The following is a 15,863-nucleotide window of genomic DNA, read 5'->3' as shown; positions in this document are numbered from 1 at the left end:
TCGCGAGAAACACCGCCACGGGAAAAGGCTCATCAATTCTGAGATATCTTGTGCGAGCGGAGGCGGGGCGGGCGAGATCGTTATAGGATGAGAATACCGAGTTCCCCTGGTAGCGGTTTGTCCAGAATTCTCAACTTCTTTCCGCGGGCTATTGATCTCGTCGATATCGACCTGTCAATGTCGGGGACATGACGGTGCATTCTTCGAGTGATTCCTCCGATGTCGTGATCCGACCTGCGCGTCCCGCCGACCAGGCCTCGTCCGACGGGTTGCCGCCGCTGCGGCCCGACGGCGACGGCCCCCGGTGGCGTCGGACGGTGGTGGCCGAACGCGCCGGGGAGGTCGTGGGGCTGGCGAGCATGCAGCTCGACCCGGTGACGGAGAGCTACCTCTGCGAGGTGGCGGTCGCGCCCGCGCACCGGCGGGCCGGGATCGGCACGAGCCTGTACGGCGCGGCCTGCCAGCTGCTCGAGCGCCCCTACCGGGTGCAGGCGCGGGCGATGGCGAGCCAGCCGTTGCGGCGGCTGTTCGCCGAAGCGCTCGGCTGTGAGGTGGTGCGCCACCACCCCGAGCCGTGGGCGGACCCCACGACCACGCCCTGGCAGCAGTGGATCGATGCCCATCCCGTGCCCGGAGGACACACCGCCCTGACCCTCGCAGAGGCCGACCCGGCCGGCGTCCGCCGGGCGTGGCTGCAGTACGACGAGTGGTCGCACGCATCGGTCGGGCCGGTCCGTCCGCACCATCTCGTGGACGCGTGGGAGCGCTATCGCGCCGGGCTCGACGCGGACACCTCCACGGTGGTCGTCGAGGATGCGGCACCCGAGGAGGTGCTGGCCTTCTGCCTGGTCTCAGCGCAGCAGTGGGAGGGCCGCACCCTGGCGGTCAGCGAGACCGCGGCCCCGGACCAGGAGGACGGGGTGGCGCTGCTCGAGGCCGCCGTGGCGCGCACGTTGCTGCGGCTCGGGGCCAGGGGCGTCCGCCGGGTGGAGCTGGAGGGCCACACCGACGATCCGCACTTCCCGGTCCTGGTGGCAGGCCTGCCCGAGCACGACGCCGACCCGATGGACCTGCTCGCCCTGCGCCGACCCGCGGCCGGCTGACGGGCTGCCCGGGCCCGCCGGTCGTCGTTCTTCCGACCGGTGAGGTGAGCCGGGCCGGCGTGGGTACCAACCAGGCATGGCTGATCCCGTCCCCGCCGGCAGCGACGCCTCCGCCGGCACGTACAAGTGCAACCAGTGCGGCTACCGGCTGCAGGTGACGTCCACCAAGCACCTGCCGCCCTGCCCGAGCTGTGGCAACGGCTACTACGAGACCCTCAGCGGCGGGGACTCGACGCACGACCCCTATCCCGACCGGCACTAGTGCGAGGGTGGGCGGGTGACCCCGCTCCCGGCTGACACGCACGTCCACAGCGAGTTCTCCTGGGACACCGGTGGGGCGTCGGGGCCGGCCGCCGGGACGATGCGACGCACCTGCGCCCGTGCCGTGCGGATCGGGCTACCGGCGCTCGCCTTCACCGACCACCTCGACCTCAGTGGCTGGCGGGCGGCGCCTGAGGACTTCGCGGAGCACCAGCGGGTCCTGATCCGCGAGGGCCTGATGCAGCCGCCACCGCTCGACGTCGAGGGATACCTCGACAGCATCGAGCGCTGCCGCCACGAGTTCCCCGAGCTGCGCGTCCTCACCGGGGTCGAGCTCGGCCAGCCGCACCTCGACGGCGAGGCCGCCGGTGCCCTCGTCGACCTGTCGGAGCTCGACCGCGTCAACGGCTCGCTGCACACGGTGCCCTTCGCCGGGAACCGCAGCGAGCCGGTGACCCTGTTCCGGCTGCTGCCCGACCCGGCCGAGGTCGTCTGGGCCTATCTGCGGGAGGTGCCGGTGATGGTCGAGGGCGGGACCTTCGACGTCTTCACCCACATCGACTACGCCGCGCGCTACTGGCCGACCGACGAGCACGGTCCCTTCGACCACCGCCGCTTCGAGGACGGCTTCCGCGAGGCCCTGCGCGCCATCGCGTCCTCTGGGCGAGCCCTCGAGCTGAACACCGGACGTCCGGTGCGGCCCTGGATCCCCCAGTGGTGGGCCGAGGAGGGCGGCCGGGCGATCAGCTTCGGCAGCGACGACCACGCGACCAGCGGGCTGGCGGCGAACTTCTCCGAGGCCACCGCCCTCGCCGCACACCACGGGTTCCGGCCGGGGCGGCGCGCCGAGGACTACTGGACCCGCTGACGGTGGACGCGGGGGACCCGGCTCACCGCGAGGTGAGGCGGTCGATCTGCTGTGCGCGGGTCGTCAGCTCGCGGATGCGCAGGACGCGGTGGTCCTCGGGGCCGGCCGTCAGGTAGTCGACGAGGTCGAGTGCGACGAGGGCGAAGCAGGCCCGCAGCAGGCCTGGTCCCGCGACGGCAGCGGCGGCGGTGACGAGCAGCTCCAGAGCAGCGGGCTCGATCCGCTGGTGGTCGAGCAGGGTGGCGTAGTCGAAGACCCGGCTGCCGCTCCCGATCGCCTCGATGTCGACCACGCCGGCGACCTCGCGCTGGTGGAAGAGGACGTTGGCGGGACGGAAGTCGCCGTGCACCAGGTCGACTCGCGGTTGGGAACGAGGGTCCCAGCCGTCGAGCAACCGGTCGCAGGCGGCGACCAGCGCACGGCCGTCCCTCCCGGTCGAGCCCGCTCTGGCCCGCAGGGTGGGCAGCTGCGAGGTGAGCACGTCGCTGCAGTGGTCGGACCAGCTGCGGTCAGGGTCGGGGTCGATGCCGGCCTGCAGCTCGAGCACCCGGATGAGCTCCCGCGCTTCGTCCGGCCCGACCACCGCGACGGGTGCACCCGCGACCAGGGCCTGCAGGTGGTAGGCGATGCCGTCGTCCGTGATCCCGGAGGCCAGCCAGGGCGGGGTGGGGTAACCGGCAGCACGGCTGCGCGCGACGGCGGCCGCTGCCCGCAGCACCTGGGAGCTCCACTGCCGGTCCGGTGCCAGCTTGAGCACCGCGTCCCCGGAGACCGAGGTGAGTCGCCAGGTCCGGCCCCGGGTGCCCGTGGCGAGCTCCACGACGCGCCAGTCGGTCTGCGTGGTCGCGCTGACGGCGTGGAGCGCCTCAGCGAGCTGGAGGTCCTGCTGCATGCGCTGTCCCCGGCTCCTGCTCGTCCCGCTCGACCGGTAGGGCCTTCATCAACCACTGGCCCAGCTCCGCGACGTGGTGCTCCCGGTGGTGCTCGTCGATCCAGGTGTACCGGTCGACGTACTCCACCCCGGTGTCCACGTACCCGAGCCGGAGGTAGAGGGCGCGTGCTCGGGGGTCGTCGACGCCCAACCCGACGCTGCGATGCCCCCGCAGGCGGACCTCGCGTTCGAGGAGGCGGAGCATCTGGGTGCCGATCCCGCGGGACTGCAGGTGCTCGGGCCACACCTGCAGGCCGTTGATCTCGGGGCAGCGGGGCACCTCGGCGGCGGCGCAGCCGTCCCACCGGATCTCGGCCGACCCGACGAACTCCGCCGGCGCCTGCCGGCGGTGGGCGAGGTAGAAGGTGCTGGCGCCGGTCCGCTGACGGGCGAACCGTCGGTCGTGGGTCCGGCTGTTCCCGGTCGGCGCCCACTCCTCCAACGCGGGCAGGTCGGTGGCTTCACAGGGTCTGGGGTCCACGTCGCCGCTCAGCATGTGACCATCCTCGGAGCCCCGGGCGTCGGCGTCGACCGGGTTTCGGGAGGCGCTACCGGGTCCGGGCGGGGTCGTGGGCGGCGTGAGAGCCTGAGGTCCTCATGGGATCGCGGCGGGTGGTGACGTCCGGTGGACGGTGACCGGTTGCTGGCGATCAGCTCGTTCGGACGTGCGGTGGGTCTGCCGGCCAGCGCGTTGCGGCACTACGCCGAGGCAGGGGTGCTGGAGCCCGCTGAGGTCGACCCGTCGTCGGGCTACCGGTACTACGCCCCCGCCCAGCTGCGGCACGGGGTGCTGGTGGCTCGGCTGCGCGCAGCGGGCGTGCCGTTGCGGACGGTCCGGCAGGCTCTGAGCCTGCCTGCGGAGCGGGCTGCGGTGCTGCTGGAGCAGCTGGCGAGCGAGCGGGCCGAGGAGTCCGAGGTGCGTCTGGGCATCCTCCGCGGCATCGTCGCCGACCTGCGTGCCGCGGCCGACGACGCCCGCAGCGGCACCGTCCGGCTGTGCGGGCCGGTGCTGGCACGAGCGCTGGAGCAGGTGCTGCAGACCTCGCGGACCGCGGCCCCGGAGGTCGCGGGCGTGGTGTGGGCCCTGACCGAGGCCGGCTTGGCGGTGGCGGCCACGGACCGGTACTGGCTCGCGCACCACACCCTCACGGCGACCGCGTCAGGCGGCCCCGTCAGCGCCTTCACCGGGGTCGGCGACACCGGGTCGGCCGCTCGGGCGCTCGCCCGCCAGCCCTTCGCGACGGTGACCGTGACCACGGCAGGAGTGCACCTCCGCACGCCCGACGACGCCGTGATCGCCGAGCTCGACGGGGGAGAGCGGGCGGTTCCGGATCTCGGGCTGCTGGTCGCGCGTCAGCCGCCCCGGCGAGCCCTCGCCGGCTTCGCCCGTGGCCCGCTGCTGCAGCTGCTGGGGGAGCTGGAGCCGGCCGGGCCCACGGATCTTCGCATCGTCGGCGAGGTCGCACACCTCGGGCCAGCGGGCACCGAGCTGGTGGGCTGGGCCAGCTCCACCGCACCGCAGCCGCTGCACCTGCTGGTGCGCCCCTCGCTGCTGTCGGCCGCGGTGCGGGCCTGCGTCGGGGACGACGTCCTGGTCGGGGTCGCGGGCGGCGGCGAGCCGCTGGTGGTCACCTCACCGGACCAACCGCACCTGACGTCGCTGGTGATGCCGATGCGGCCTTGACCTTCAACCCACCCGAAGGCCCAGCCTCCGAGGGTGGCTACTCCCTCTCGTGCCCTGCGCCGGCTGCCCTGGCGGTTCCGTCTCTGGTGGATCGGGGCCACCGCCAGCAGTGCCGGCGATGCCATGCTGGCCTTCGCCCTGATCTGGCTGGCCAGCGGCCACGGCGCTGCCGCGGTGGCCCTCACCAGCACCCTCGCCCTCGTCCCCCGGGTGGCGTTCCTGCTCCTGGGCGGGGTCCTCGGCGACCGGCACGGTCCGGGATGGACCCTCCTGGCCACCTACGGCATCCAGGTCGTGCTCCTGGTGGTGCTGGTGCCGCTCGTGGGTGCCGCACCGTCGGTCGGGCTGCTCGCAGCCACGGCGCTGGCCACCGGCGTCCTCTCGGCGCTCGGCCAGCCCGCCGCCACGGTGCTGCCCCGTCTGCTCATCGACCACGAGGACCAGCTGCCGCGGGCGTTGGCCCAGATCAGCGCGAGCATCCAGCTGGCCCGCATCGTCGGGGTCCCCGCAGCCGGCGTGCTGATGGCCACCCAGCCCCTGGCCATCGTCCTCGTCCTCCATGCCGGCACCGTCGCGCTGGCCCTGGCGACGTTGCTGGTGGTCCAGGCGGGGGCCGCGACGGGGGCGACTGGCTCGTCGGGCCCACCCGGCGGCATCGTGGCCGAGCTGGTGGTAGGGCTGCGGTCGGCAACCCGGCTGAAGGTGTGGCGGCTGCTGCTCTCGGTCGCTCTGGTGTGCGCGGCCGTGCTGCCCGGCATCGCCGTGCTCGTCCCGATCACCGCCCGAGCCCGCGGGTGGACCGCAGCCGCCGCCGCGCAGATCGACGCGGCCTGGGCGGCCGGCGTCCTCGGCGTCACCCTGGTCGTCTCGCTGACCAGCACGCTGCACCGGCCCCGGCTGGCCCTGGTCACCGGCCCCACCGGCTGCGCACTCGGCTTGACCGGGCTCGCGGTGGCCACGTCACCCGCCATCGCCACAGCGAGCACCGCCCTCGTCGGCGCCGGCACCGCTCTGTACACCACGCACGTCGCGCCGGCCCTTCTCCGGCTGGCGCCCGCCGACCAGCTCAGCCGGTTCCAGTCGCTCCTGGGCGTCGTCCAGCTGTTGCCTGCTGCGGTGCTCAGCGCCCCCTACGCCACTCTCGGCCACCTCCAGCCCGCTGCCGCGCTCGCGGCTGCGGCGGTTGCCGCGCTCCTCGCCGCCGCCCTGGGCCTCCGACCGCTCCGGGCCGCCTGAAGTGGGTCGACCGCCCGGTGGCCTTCACCAGCGCTCGAGACCGAGCTTCGTCTCGGCCAGCTCGAGGTGCCAGTCGATGACCTGCTGCGGACCGGACTGCAGGATCCAGTGCAGCTGGTAGAGCACGCGGTGGGCCCAGTAGCGCAGCAGCGTCCCCTCCTCGACCGTGGCGGCGAGGTGGCTGTCGAGGTGCTCAGCGGCGGCCGCGCACTCCGGGAGCGTGCCGGGTTCGCGCAGCGCCCACTCCAGGTCGAAGCGGGTCTTGACGAGCGCCAGGTGGCGGTCGCCGCGGTGGGCGCCGAGGTTCCAGTCCACCACGCCGGTGACGGAGCCGGCGTCGTCGAAGAGGATGTTGTCGAGGGTCAGGTCGATGTGCAGCAGGTCGTCACCGACGGCCTCCTCGACCTCCCCGCCGGCGAGGGACCGGATCCGCTCGAGGACGCGCCGACTGCGGTCACTGTGCCGGGCCAGGACCTCGTGCCGCGGGTGGGGATGTCCGCTGCGGGAGAGGCACAGCGGCACGGTGGGCACGTCCGGGCAGGCGCGCAGCACGGAGACGAACCGTTCGTTGATCCCGATGACCGCCGCGACGACGTCCGGGGTGGCCTCGTCGGGCGGCTGGCCGGGGAGTCGTTCCTGCACCACGAGGACGTCGGGCCCGACCTGGGCGATGAAGTGGTGGCGCGGCACCGGCAGGCCCTGCCGGCGGGCTTCGTCCAGGACGAGCGCCGTGTCCCGCGCCTGCGACAGGGGTCCGAGGAACCGGGTGAGGACGCCGGGTCGCCCGTCGGGCAGGACCACCAGGACGGCACCACCGGACGTCCCACGGTCGGCCCGCCCCTCGTACCCGAGCCGGGTGCCGGCAGCGGTGCTGACCGCGTCGACCAGCGCGCGGTCACGAGCGGTGGCTGTGTCCACGACCGTCCTCCGTCGGCGTCGAGGAGCAGGACCCGTCGGTCGCCCACCGTACTCGCCGGCCACCGCCTGAACGGGCGCGCCGACACCCAGCTCGCGGCGAGGGGTCCACGGTTCAGCTGACCGAGGCGAGGAGCTGGTCGTACCGGCGGGTGATCCAGGCGGTGGTGGCGAGGTGGCGCCGGTACTCGTCGTGGTCGGGGTCCCACCCGTGCAGTGCCCAGTGCGCGCCGGCGATCTCGGTGAGCAGCATCAAGGGCACGAGCGCCGCACGCTCCCGTGTGCCGAGGGGGTGGCTGTCGCGGTAGCCGTCGAGGTAGTGCGGAAGTGCGGCCGCGACGGCGGTGCGGGCGGCGTCCGCCCGGGCGCGGTGCAGCCGGCTGGCGAGGTAGTAGGCGAGGTCCCGGACGCGTGGACCGACGGGGACGTGGTCGAGGTCGATGAAGCCGACACCGCCGTCGGGTCCGATGAGCACGTTGCCGTCGTTGCAGTCGCCGTGGGTCAGCTGCCGGGGCAGGTCGGCCAGCGCCTCGTGCAGGTGCCCGGCGAGCGGGTCGACCAGGCGGGTGAGCTCGACGGGCAGCTCGGGCACCACCTCGGCGAGGGTCGCCACGGGGTCGTCGGTGTAGGACCCCACCGGACCGGGATAGCTGGCCAGAGCGCGGTCGAGGTGGCCGATGGCGCTGCCCACGGTGGCGGCCAGACCAGCGTCCTCGACCGCCACAGCCTCCGGTGCGCTGCGGTGGGGCAGGGAGGGCTGGAGCTGCCAGTGCCGGCCGTCCACCAGTGCGGTGACGGAGCCGGCGTCGGTGACGACGGGACAGGCGACGCGGACGCCCCGGCCGAGCAGGTGGGTCAGGACGCGGTGCTCGGTGACCGGGTCCACGCCCGGCGCGTACAGCGGGAGCTGCTTGAGCACCATCGGCGGGAGCGCGGCCGTCGACACCTGCCAGACCGGGTTGGTGACCCGGGGGAGGGGCTCGAGGGCGTAGGCCGACCCGAGCAGGGAGGCCCACGCCGCGGCCGCCTCCCGCGCCGCCGACGACCGTCCGCGGTCGATGGGTGGGTGCTCGGCGGCGTCGTCGGTGCTCATGTCCGCAGCCCAGCACAGCGCACCCCGTCGACGCACGACGTCCGTGCTGCCGTGTCCGTCGCCGCTCCGTCCCGACCCCTGGTGGCGGGCTGACCGGTGTGCCTAGGGTCAGGGCATGGCCACGCCCGCTCGCGCCAGCTACGACCGCTTCGCCGACTGGTACGACGAGTGGCTCGGTGACGGTGCGGGGCTGGGCAGCGATCCGTTCGCGCTGCCGCTGCTCGAGCTCGTCGGCCCCGTCGCCGGCCAGCGCGTCTGCGACCTCGCCTGCGGGCAGGGACGGACGAGCCGGCACCTCGCCGCCGCCGGCGCCACCGTGGTGGGGGTCGACGTCTCGAGCCGGATGCTGGAGATCGCCGGCACCTATCCGAGCCCGGCGTCCCTCAGCTACCGGCACGACGACGCGCACACCCTGAGCACCTGTGACGACGCGGAGTTCGACGGCGTGCTGTGCAACATGGCGCTGATGGACATCGAGGACCTCGAGGCGACCTTCGCCAGCGTGGCGCGGGTGCTCCGTCCCGGCGGCTGGTTCGGGTTCTCGGTCTTCCACCCCTGCTTCAACACCCCGCTGAGCGGGGAGTGGTGGACGACGCGGGTCGCGCCCACCGCACGGTCACCGGCTACTTCACCGAGGGCCACTGGCGGTCGGACCTGCGCCACGGCCCGCCGGGCAAGATCGGGGCCTACCACCGCACCCTGGCCACCTTCCTCAACGGTCTGGCCCGGAGCGGGCTCGACCTGGCCCAGGTGGCCGAGATCCCGGCGACGGCAGGCTCCTGGCGGGAGGTGCCCCCCGTGATCGCGGCCGTCGCCACCCGCCGCCAACCGTCGGCCGTCTGACGGTGAGCACGCCAGCAGAGCTGTCGCCGACACCGCTCGAGCCCGGGCGGCCGGTCGCCCTGCCGTTCGGACTGACCTGGGCCGACCTGCGGGCGGCGTTCGAGCACGAGCTGGGGGCCGAGGGCCGCGCCGTGGTCTCGCACGCCAAGCGTGGCCGGCACCAGGGCGGTCACCCCTCGGTCATCCTGACGGTGTCCTGCGACCCGCAGGAGAGGCACTGCAGCCGGACGCTGTTCTTCAAGCTGAACCGCGACGGCTCCCGGGAGGCGCAGCGCTACCGCTTCCTCACCGAGCGCGGTGTCCCCGTGCCGCAGCTGGTGGTGTGCGTCGAACGGGAGGGCGAGGAGGTCCTCGGGCTGCAGCTCCTGCCCTCGATCGGCATCGGTCCGGACGACGTCGAGGAGGTCCTGCGGCTGGTCGCGACGCTGAACTCACTGACCGGTGTGCCGGCCGACATCGGCAGCCCTCCTCCCGGGCTGCCGCCGGAGGAGTTCGAGGCCCGGCTCAGTGAGGCGCTGGACGAGCTCGACGGCGTCTTCGCCGACCACGGGCCGTCGGGCTGGCTCGACACCTACCGCCACGCGGCCAGGGTGTACCGGGACCTGCCGCAGGCGCTGACCCACGGCGAGCTGGCCCCGCAGCAGCTCGGCCGGACCGAGGACGGCACCCTCGTCCTGCTCGACCTGGCGACCCTCGGCCGGCGGGCACGGTTCGCCGACATCGCGAACCTGCTGCCCACCCTGGCCGAGCTGTCCGGCCGGGACGAGCGGCTGATCTTCGCCGACTACCTGCGGTTCCTCGCCGACGGCAGCGCCCTGGCGCTCGACGAGCAGCTCTGGGACGAGCTGCGGCTGACGCGGTTCGTCCAGGCGGTGGAAGCGCTGCCGTGGCACCTGAGCCTGGGCGACGACACCGAGCTCGACCGGCGTCTCCGGACGATCGCCTCCGACGTCGCGGCCGTCCGGGCGGGCGGTGGCGGGACGTCGCCCTCGGGTCCTCCGCCATGACGCACCGCGTCGTGATCGAGGGCGACCTCACGGTGTCGGAGGAGGTCTGGCCCGCCCAGGCCGCCGTCATGCTGGACGGGCCCCGGCGCAGCGGGTGGGCGAGCGACTACCCGACCCCCGGCACCCGGCTCACGGTCGATCGGCTGGCGGCGTCGGTCCGGGCAGGAACCTGGGCTCCCGGCTTCGGGATGTACACCCTGCGCCCGAGAGGAGGGCTGGTCTGCGGGGGCTGGGCCTTCAGCACGGCGCCCGACGAGGCCGGGCGCGTGGAGATCGGCTACGGACTCGCTCCGTCGGGTCGAGGCCGCGGGCTGATGACCGACGCCGTGCGGGCGGCGGTGCGGTGGGCGCTCGCCCAGCCGGCCGTCCGGTGCGTCTGGGCCGGGGTCGACCACGACAACCACCCCTCGATCGCGGTGCTCGAGCGCGCGGGCCTGCGCCGGGTCGCCGACCGGGACGGCAGCCGGCGGTACGAGATCGGTCCCGGGGCGTCCGACGGGCCCGCCCCGGGCGTCACCGGACGAAGCGGGTGACGGGGTCCTCGGCGAGCACGGTGTCGATGCGGTCGCGGTGGGCCTGCTCCATCTCGGGGAGCCCGTCGACAGGCCACCACGCCGCGTCCACCGACTCCTCATCCGCCGCGTACGGCTCTCCTCCCACCCAGGTGCAGGCGAAGGTGTGGTCGAGGTAGTAGGCGAGGTCGCCGTTGGGATGGCTCGTCAACGGGTGCGCCACCACCGACGCCAGGCGGTCGACGGTGATGTGGACACCGGTCTCCTCGAGGGTCTCGCGCGACGCCGCGACCGCTGGCTGCTCGCCGGGGTCGATGATGCCGGTCACCGGAGCCCACCGACCGTTGTCGGCCCGGCGGACCAGCAGCACCTGCGGATCGCCGCCGGAGGTGCGCCTGATCACGGCGGTCACACCTGGCAGCCAGAGCGGCGCGTGGCCGATGTGCCGTCGAAGAGCCACGATGAAGTCGGGGACGCCCACCTGCTGCACGTTAGGGGAGCCGGGGTCGAACCGGCGCAGGACGGGCCGCGTCCGCGCGGCGGCGTCCGGATCGGCACCGGCGCGGGAGCCCGACGTCGTCAGGTACCCAGGTGCGCGTGGACGGCGTCGAGCCAGTCGTCAGGCGGTTGGTGGGAGGAGCGTCCGCGTGGCCAGGTGTCGAGGTCGTCACCGGCCCAGCGCGGGACCACGTGGAAGTGCAGGTGGTCGACGGACTGGTCGGAGTTCGGCCCGCTCGCGTTCAGCACGTTGACGCCCTCGGCACCGATGGCTGCCGCCAGCGCACGGGAGATCCGCTGCACGAGGAGCGCTGCGGCCGACAGCGCATCGGGGGACACGTCCTGCACCCCGACGGCGTGCTCGTTGGAGATGACCAGGGTGTGACCGACCGCGAGTCTTCCCTGCGGGCGGGGGAGCAGTGCGGAGGCGCGGTCGCCGCGGTGCAACCATTCCACTGGTCCCTGGCCGTCGAGCAGCTGGCAGAAGATGCAGGTGGCGACCATGGGATGAGTCTCGCAGCGCGGTACCGCCCGACGACGGGACGGGACGTCGGACGTCGACTGAGGAGGCCCACGTGGAGGTGGCAGGCCGGCGGTTCCCGGTGCCGGCGCCGGACGAGCGCGAGGTCCTGGTGCAGTGGCTGGACTGGCAGCGGGCCACGGTGGTGGCCAAGTGCGCCGACCTCGAGCCCGGGCTGGGCTCGGTGGCGTGGGTGCCGACGTCGCCTGGGCTGACCATCGCCGGTGTCGTGAGCCACCTGACCGATGTCGAGCGTCACTGGATGGTGCGCTCCTTCCTCGGCGAGCTCGTCCCCGCGGCTCCTGGGGGAGGCTGGAGCCCACCGCCCGGACGGCCCTTGGAGCTGCTGCTGCAGGACTACCGCGAGCAGTGCGCCCGATCGGTCGAGATCGCGGCAGCATTTCCCCTCGACAGCCCGGAGCGGTGGGCACCCGACGGCCTCCCCGTCGTCACCCTGCGATGGATCCTGGGACATCTCCTCCAGGAGACGGCCCGGCACGTCGGCCACCTCGACCTGCTCCGCGAGCACGCGGACGGTCGACGCGGCTACTGAGCAACCGAGTCGCTGGAGGGTCCCCGAGGCGCTCGAGCTCAGGCGGGCAGGTCCAGCTGGCCGAGGACCGCGTCCACGCCGGGCGACTCCTGGCCGAGGACGGCGATGTCGGTGTCCAGGTGCGGCAGGTGGGCCAGCAGCGACTGGTAGCCCGGGTTGTCGCCGGGGACGTACCAGGCCTCGTGTCCCGCCACGCGGCCGATGAAGGTGCCGTAGCCGTAGCTCGTCGCGGCAGTGATCCGGTCGGTCGGATCGGGCGGGTCGAGGTCGGCCGCGGGGGTCCACAGCCGGGCTGCCGTGGACGGCTCGATGACCTCCCCGTGGCGCAGGGCACGGCTGTAGCGGAGGAGGTCGGTGGTGGTCGTCCACAGGTCGCCGGTGCCTGGGATGTGGGTGAACCCTTCGTGCACCTCGACGGGCTGACCGCCGCGGCGTCCGACGGCCACGTCGACGTCGCCGATCGGGAACCGACCGGAGGTGGTGGCCTCCAGGCCCGCCCGGGAGAAGACGAGCTCGTCGGCGACCTCGCCGTAGGTACCACCCGTCGCTGCCTCGACCGCCAGCGCGACGACGACGAACCCGGGGCCGCTGTAACGCCAACGGGTCCCCGGCGCAGACGTCAGCGGCGCGTCGCAGATCAGGTCGACCATCCTGCTGTGGTCCGTTGGGATGTCCAGGGGTTGGGGGAGTCCGGCGATGTCGCCCCAGTGGCCCATCCCGGAGCTGTGGCTGAGGAGCTGGGCGAGCGTGATCGACTGCAGCTGGGGTGGCAGGCAAGGCAGCCAGCGGTCGATGGGCTGGTCGAGCTGCAGCTCGCCGCGGCCGGCGAGCGCCAGCACGACCACGGACATGACCTGTTTGCTGATCGAGCCGGCCTGGAATCGCGTCGCAGGCGAGCACGGTCGGGACCCGGTCCCGGCGGTGAGGCCGAGCGACACCTCCTCGACGAGCTCGCCGCCGCGCGCTACGAGCGCCGACCCCGACCACGACCCCAGCCGCTCGCCGACACTGTGCACGCGACGACGCTATCCCGCCGACGACCCGTGGCGCCCGCCGCTGCGGGCTACCTGCTGCTCAACGCGACGAGGCGGCGTCGCATCGTCTCGCGCGCCATGGGGCTCCCGTGCTCGAGGAACGGTGGCCAGCTGTGCAGGAGCAGCCGGAGCTCAGCGAGGTCGAGGCGCTCCTGCAGCTGGTCTGGGTGGATCGACCGCTGCTGGGCGTAGCGGGCCGTCATCTCCACCCGCGGCGGACGGGCTCCGGCGAACTCGCCCCGCTGCCACAGGAACACCAGGTCGGCCAGTCCATCGCCCAGGTGAGCCTCCTGCCAGTCGATCCAGAGGGGAGCCCCGTCGTGGTCGTGGATGATGTTGCCGACGTGACTGTCGCCGTGCACCAGGACGACCGGCAAAGCCGACGTCGGTGCATCGGCCAGACGACGGATCCCCCTGTCGGCCGCGTCCTCGGCGCCCATCGCCTTCCAGGCCCCGTGCGCGCTGGCCGCCACGGGAACCGGTTGCCGCTGCAGCAGATCACCCTCGGGAGCTCGACGGTGCAGTGCAGCGAGGCTCGTGGCGAGCGACAGCCAGGTCTCCCGGGTCAGCTGGGTGGCCGGGGCGAGCGGCCTGCCCCGGCGGGTCGCGACCGCGACCCAGCCGGTCCCCTGGGCCGAGGCGACCAGCTCCGGAGCGACGTCGGAGATCTCGCCCGACGAGAGCAGCTGGGCCTCGAGGGCGGCGCGGCGTAGGCGCTCCGGATCAGTGGTCACCTTGATCACCAGCTGGTTCCCACCGTCCCGCAGTGCGAGGACGAGCGAACCCGAGCTGCCGTCCGTCAGACGGTGGACCCCACTCGGCTCGCCCAGTCCCAGCCGCCCGCACCAACGAGCAGCGAGGGACGCCGCGTCCCCGGGTCGACCGGCGCCGCCGCCAGAGTCAGCGTTCACGTCCTCACCATGCCAACCACCTCCGACACTGGACCGGTGGCATCCGACGCCGTGATCATCGACAGGTGCGCGACGAGCGGGTGGCGTTCGACCACGAGGCCTACCGGGCGAGGTTGAGCCAGGGCCGGTGCTTCCTGTGCACTACCGGGGCTGCGCGGCGCTGAGGAATCGTGTGACGCCTTCGGTCGCGAGCTCGACGGGGGACCGGTCGTCGGTGGCCAGGGTGAAGTCCTCCAACGCGGTCCGGTCGAGCAGCTCTGCGAAGCCGGCACTGCGCTCGCTGTACTCCTCGAGCTCGGCGTGGACGCTCGGGCTGAGCCGCCTGCCCTGGGTGTGGGCCTCGGCGTCGCGCCTGGCGAAGATGCGCCGTCGGATCGTGGCGGGAGCCGCTGTGAGGCGGCAGAAGGTGAAGTGGGCCTCAGGGATCGCACGGCAGAACCTGTCCCGGTCGGCCGGGGTCACGACGATGCCGGAGATGACGAGGTGGTCGACACCAAGCGACCGGTAGACCGACCAGACCGCACTGAGGTTGGCAGCCACGACGGAGGCCGGCTCGGGCGGGGCGGGGTGGCAGAAGCTGAGGTAGTCGGTGTCGAGGTGGGCGACGTGCGCGCCGAGCCCGGTGAGCGCCGAGTAGGCCTCCCAGGCGACGGTCGACTTCCCGACGGCATCGGTGCCGAAGAACCACAGCACCCGAGCTGCGGGGGAGTTGGTCGGTGGAGTGGACGTGGTCACCGCCGCTTCCTAGCAGCAGAGTCAGCGGACGGACCAGCGGTTTCCGGCCCAGCGACAGGCTTGTCGCGGGGCGCCCGACGTCGGTCCGGCGTCGGGTGTCGAGCGGCTCGCGCAGTCGACCAGCCTGCATCGCCGCTACCAGTCGCCATGGCTATGTTCGACGAATGGCGAGCACCGCGCAGCGTCTCCAGCGCGCGGCCGACCACTGGAACCTTGCGGTAGGTCGGCCGATGCCGGGCGGATCCCGCTCGGCCGTGTTCGGCGCACGAGATGCTGCGGGGAGAGACCTCGTGCTCAAGCTCCCGCCGGCTCGGACCGGCGGGGCTGCTGTCACCGAGGCCGCGGTGCTCACGTCGTGGCGCGCGACCGGGGCGGCCATCACCTTGGTGGACTCCACCGCCGACGCTCTGCTGCTGGAACGGGCACGTCCTGGCGATCCGTGGCCATGGCGATCGCCTGCCGCGACCGTCGAGGCCATGGTCGACGTCGCTGGTGAGCTGCTGGGCAGGCTGTGGGCCGCACCGGCCGTTGGCCATCCGCTGCCCACGGTCGGCGGCAGCTATCCGGAGCGGGAGCGGGTCGCTCGTGAGGATGCCGCTCACGAGCAGCGCGAACGTCGAGAGCCAGAGCGTGGCCTACCCGGGCTGCGGCGCCTTCCGGCTGCCAGGTCGGCTGCAGCCGGGCTGTGCGCCACCGCCTCCGAGCAGAGGGTGCTGCACGGCGACTTCATCACGAAGAACCTGGTCCGCCATGGGGCGAGCGCGGTCGGCTGGGTCGTCCTCGACCCCGCACCGATGGTCGGTGAGCCGTCCGTGGAGGTGGCGACCTTCGCTGCCTACCAGCCCGCAGAGCTGATCCTGCCCGTCGCCGAGGCGTTGGCTCGCAAGGTCGGAGCGGACGTCGGCCGAGCGCTCCGCTGGACGGTGGTGTGGACCGTCCACCAAGCCGCCCAGGCCTGGCGCGATGACCAGGCAGCCCTCGACGACCTCATCGCCTCACCCGCGATGCACGACCTGCTGGCCACGTGAGCCATGCCCGGCGGGGCACGTCAGCTGATCAAGCGGCTACAGCGTGGGCCCGGTCCAGGTTCGACACGTGCCCGCGACGACCGCGGGCACGCGCTCGATCGGCACGCGTGCGAAGGGCAGCGGCTTCGGAG

General features: G+C 73.3%; 19 protein-coding genes. 10 read left to right on the top strand and 9 right to left on the bottom strand.

From position 1 onward, the window contains the following. Nucleotides 1–224: 224 nt before the first annotated feature. The 3 genes from DVA66_RS00625 to DVA66_RS00615 all read left to right on the top strand — a co-directional run bounded on the left by DVA66_RS00625 (nucleotide 225) and on the right by DVA66_RS00615 (nucleotide 2,232). On the top strand, nucleotides 225–1,103 hold the full coding sequence (locus DVA66_RS00625; protein ID WP_198671362.1) for a GNAT family N-acetyltransferase: 879 nt from the start codon (nucleotides 225–227) through the stop codon (nucleotides 1,101–1,103). Nucleotides 1,104–1,179: 76 nt separating this feature from the next. Then, the gene (locus DVA66_RS00620; RefSeq protein ID WP_114558277.1) at nucleotides 1,180–1,365 is read left to right on the top strand and encodes a zinc ribbon-containing protein; all 186 of its coding nucleotides are present in this window, start codon (nucleotides 1,180–1,182) and stop codon (nucleotides 1,363–1,365) included. A 15-nt stretch (nucleotides 1,366–1,380) separates the two neighbouring features. Beyond that, nucleotides 1,381–2,232: a PHP domain-containing protein gene (locus DVA66_RS00615; protein ID WP_114558276.1), complete on the top strand. Its 852-nt coding sequence runs from the start codon at nucleotides 1,381–1,383 to the stop codon at nucleotides 2,230–2,232. A 22-nt stretch (nucleotides 2,233–2,254) separates the two neighbouring features. Here the strand turns inward: DVA66_RS00615 and DVA66_RS00610 are convergent, their stop codons facing one another. Next, entirely contained in the window at nucleotides 2,255–3,124 is an 870-nt protein-coding gene (locus DVA66_RS00610) for a phosphotransferase family protein (protein ID WP_114558275.1), read from the bottom strand. After that, nucleotides 3,099–3,659, bottom strand: coding sequence for a GNAT family N-acetyltransferase (locus tag DVA66_RS00605; RefSeq protein ID WP_114558274.1), 561 nt, complete (start codon nucleotides 3,657–3,659; stop codon nucleotides 3,099–3,101). The genes DVA66_RS00610 and DVA66_RS00605 overlap by 26 nt, the downstream gene beginning before the upstream one ends. Before the next feature lie 129 nt (nucleotides 3,660–3,788). On the opposite strand from DVA66_RS00605, the gene DVA66_RS00600 reads away from it, so the two are divergent. Both DVA66_RS00600 and DVA66_RS00595 read left to right on the top strand, forming a co-directional pair. Beyond that, nucleotides 3,789–4,847, top strand: a complete 1,059-nt coding sequence (locus DVA66_RS00600) for a MerR family transcriptional regulator (RefSeq protein WP_114558273.1) — start codon at nucleotides 3,789–3,791, stop codon at nucleotides 4,845–4,847. 33 nt (nucleotides 4,848–4,880) lie between these two features. Further along, entirely contained in the window at nucleotides 4,881–6,083 is a 1,203-nt protein-coding gene (locus tag DVA66_RS00595; protein ID WP_157973747.1) for an MFS transporter, read from the top strand. 24 nt (nucleotides 6,084–6,107) lie between these two features. On the opposite strand, the gene DVA66_RS00590 is transcribed toward DVA66_RS00595, so the two are convergent. Continuing rightward, complete coding sequence (locus DVA66_RS00590; protein ID WP_157973746.1) at nucleotides 6,108–7,001, bottom strand: phosphotransferase; 894 nt, start codon at nucleotides 6,999–7,001, stop codon at nucleotides 6,108–6,110. A gap of 112 nt (nucleotides 7,002–7,113) precedes the next feature. Next, the gene (locus DVA66_RS00585; RefSeq protein WP_114558270.1) at nucleotides 7,114–8,091 is read right to left on the bottom strand and encodes a phosphotransferase enzyme family protein; all 978 of its coding nucleotides are present in this window, start codon (nucleotides 8,089–8,091) and stop codon (nucleotides 7,114–7,116) included. 115 nt (nucleotides 8,092–8,206) lie between these two features. On the opposite strand from DVA66_RS00585, the gene DVA66_RS00580 reads away from it, so the two are divergent. The 3 genes from DVA66_RS00580 to DVA66_RS00570 are packed head-to-tail and all read left to right on the top strand — an operon-like array spanning nucleotide 8,207 to nucleotide 10,474. Continuing rightward, entirely contained in the window at nucleotides 8,207–8,893 is a 687-nt protein-coding gene (locus tag DVA66_RS00580; RefSeq protein WP_114558269.1) for a class I SAM-dependent DNA methyltransferase, read from the top strand. A 43-nt stretch (nucleotides 8,894–8,936) separates the two neighbouring features. Further along, the gene (locus DVA66_RS00575) at nucleotides 8,937–9,941 is read left to right on the top strand and encodes a phosphotransferase (RefSeq protein WP_157973745.1); all 1,005 of its coding nucleotides are present in this window, start codon (nucleotides 8,937–8,939) and stop codon (nucleotides 9,939–9,941) included. After that, on the top strand, nucleotides 9,938–10,474 hold the full coding sequence (locus DVA66_RS00570) for a GNAT family N-acetyltransferase (protein ID WP_114558267.1): 537 nt from the start codon (nucleotides 9,938–9,940) through the stop codon (nucleotides 10,472–10,474). The genes DVA66_RS00575 and DVA66_RS00570 overlap by 4 nt, the downstream gene beginning before the upstream one ends. Here DVA66_RS00570 and DVA66_RS00565 read toward each other — a convergent pair. Together DVA66_RS00565 and DVA66_RS00560 are read right to left on the bottom strand one after the other, a co-directional pair. Then, nucleotides 10,455–10,934, bottom strand: a complete 480-nt coding sequence (locus DVA66_RS00565) for an NUDIX hydrolase (RefSeq protein WP_114558266.1) — start codon at nucleotides 10,932–10,934, stop codon at nucleotides 10,455–10,457. The genes DVA66_RS00570 and DVA66_RS00565 overlap by 20 nt on opposite strands. A gap of 98 nt (nucleotides 10,935–11,032) precedes the next feature. Further along, the gene (locus DVA66_RS00560; protein WP_114558265.1) at nucleotides 11,033–11,455 is read right to left on the bottom strand and encodes an HIT family protein; all 423 of its coding nucleotides are present in this window, start codon (nucleotides 11,453–11,455) and stop codon (nucleotides 11,033–11,035) included. Nucleotides 11,456–11,526: 71 nt separating this feature from the next. On the opposite strand from DVA66_RS00560, the gene DVA66_RS00555 reads away from it, so the two are divergent. Further along, on the top strand, nucleotides 11,527–12,024 hold the full coding sequence (locus DVA66_RS00555) for a mycothiol transferase (protein ID WP_114558264.1): 498 nt from the start codon (nucleotides 11,527–11,529) through the stop codon (nucleotides 12,022–12,024). 38 nt (nucleotides 12,025–12,062) lie between these two features. Here DVA66_RS00555 and DVA66_RS00550 read toward each other — a convergent pair whose 3' ends face one another. The 3 genes from DVA66_RS00550 to DVA66_RS00540 all read right to left on the bottom strand — a co-directional run bounded on the left by DVA66_RS00550 (nucleotide 12,063) and on the right by DVA66_RS00540 (nucleotide 14,704). Then, nucleotides 12,063–13,040 (bottom strand): serine hydrolase domain-containing protein, encoded by a 978-nt coding sequence (locus DVA66_RS00550; RefSeq protein ID WP_114558263.1) that lies wholly within the window; start codon nucleotides 13,038–13,040, stop codon nucleotides 12,063–12,065. A gap of 47 nt (nucleotides 13,041–13,087) precedes the next feature. Further along, nucleotides 13,088–13,969, bottom strand: a complete 882-nt coding sequence (locus DVA66_RS00545; RefSeq protein ID WP_114558262.1) for a phosphotransferase family protein — start codon at nucleotides 13,967–13,969, stop codon at nucleotides 13,088–13,090. Nucleotides 13,970–14,110: 141 nt separating this feature from the next. Then, nucleotides 14,111–14,704: an AAA family ATPase gene (locus tag DVA66_RS00540; protein WP_114558261.1), complete on the bottom strand. Its 594-nt coding sequence runs from the start codon at nucleotides 14,702–14,704 to the stop codon at nucleotides 14,111–14,113. 164 nt (nucleotides 14,705–14,868) lie between these two features. Between DVA66_RS00540 and DVA66_RS00535 the strand changes: the two genes are divergently transcribed. Then, nucleotides 14,869–15,732, top strand: a complete 864-nt coding sequence (locus tag DVA66_RS00535) for an aminoglycoside phosphotransferase family protein (RefSeq protein ID WP_114558260.1) — start codon at nucleotides 14,869–14,871, stop codon at nucleotides 15,730–15,732. Nucleotides 15,733–15,863 lie beyond the last annotated feature (131 nt).

This window comes from Desertihabitans aurantiacus (assembly GCF_003344635.1).
In the GTDB taxonomy this organism is placed as follows: Bacteria; Actinomycetota; Actinomycetes; order Propionibacteriales; family Propionibacteriaceae; genus Desertihabitans; species Desertihabitans aurantiacus.
Note: the sequence above shows the minus strand (reverse complement) of the source record. Positions and strands in the feature narration are given on the sequence as shown.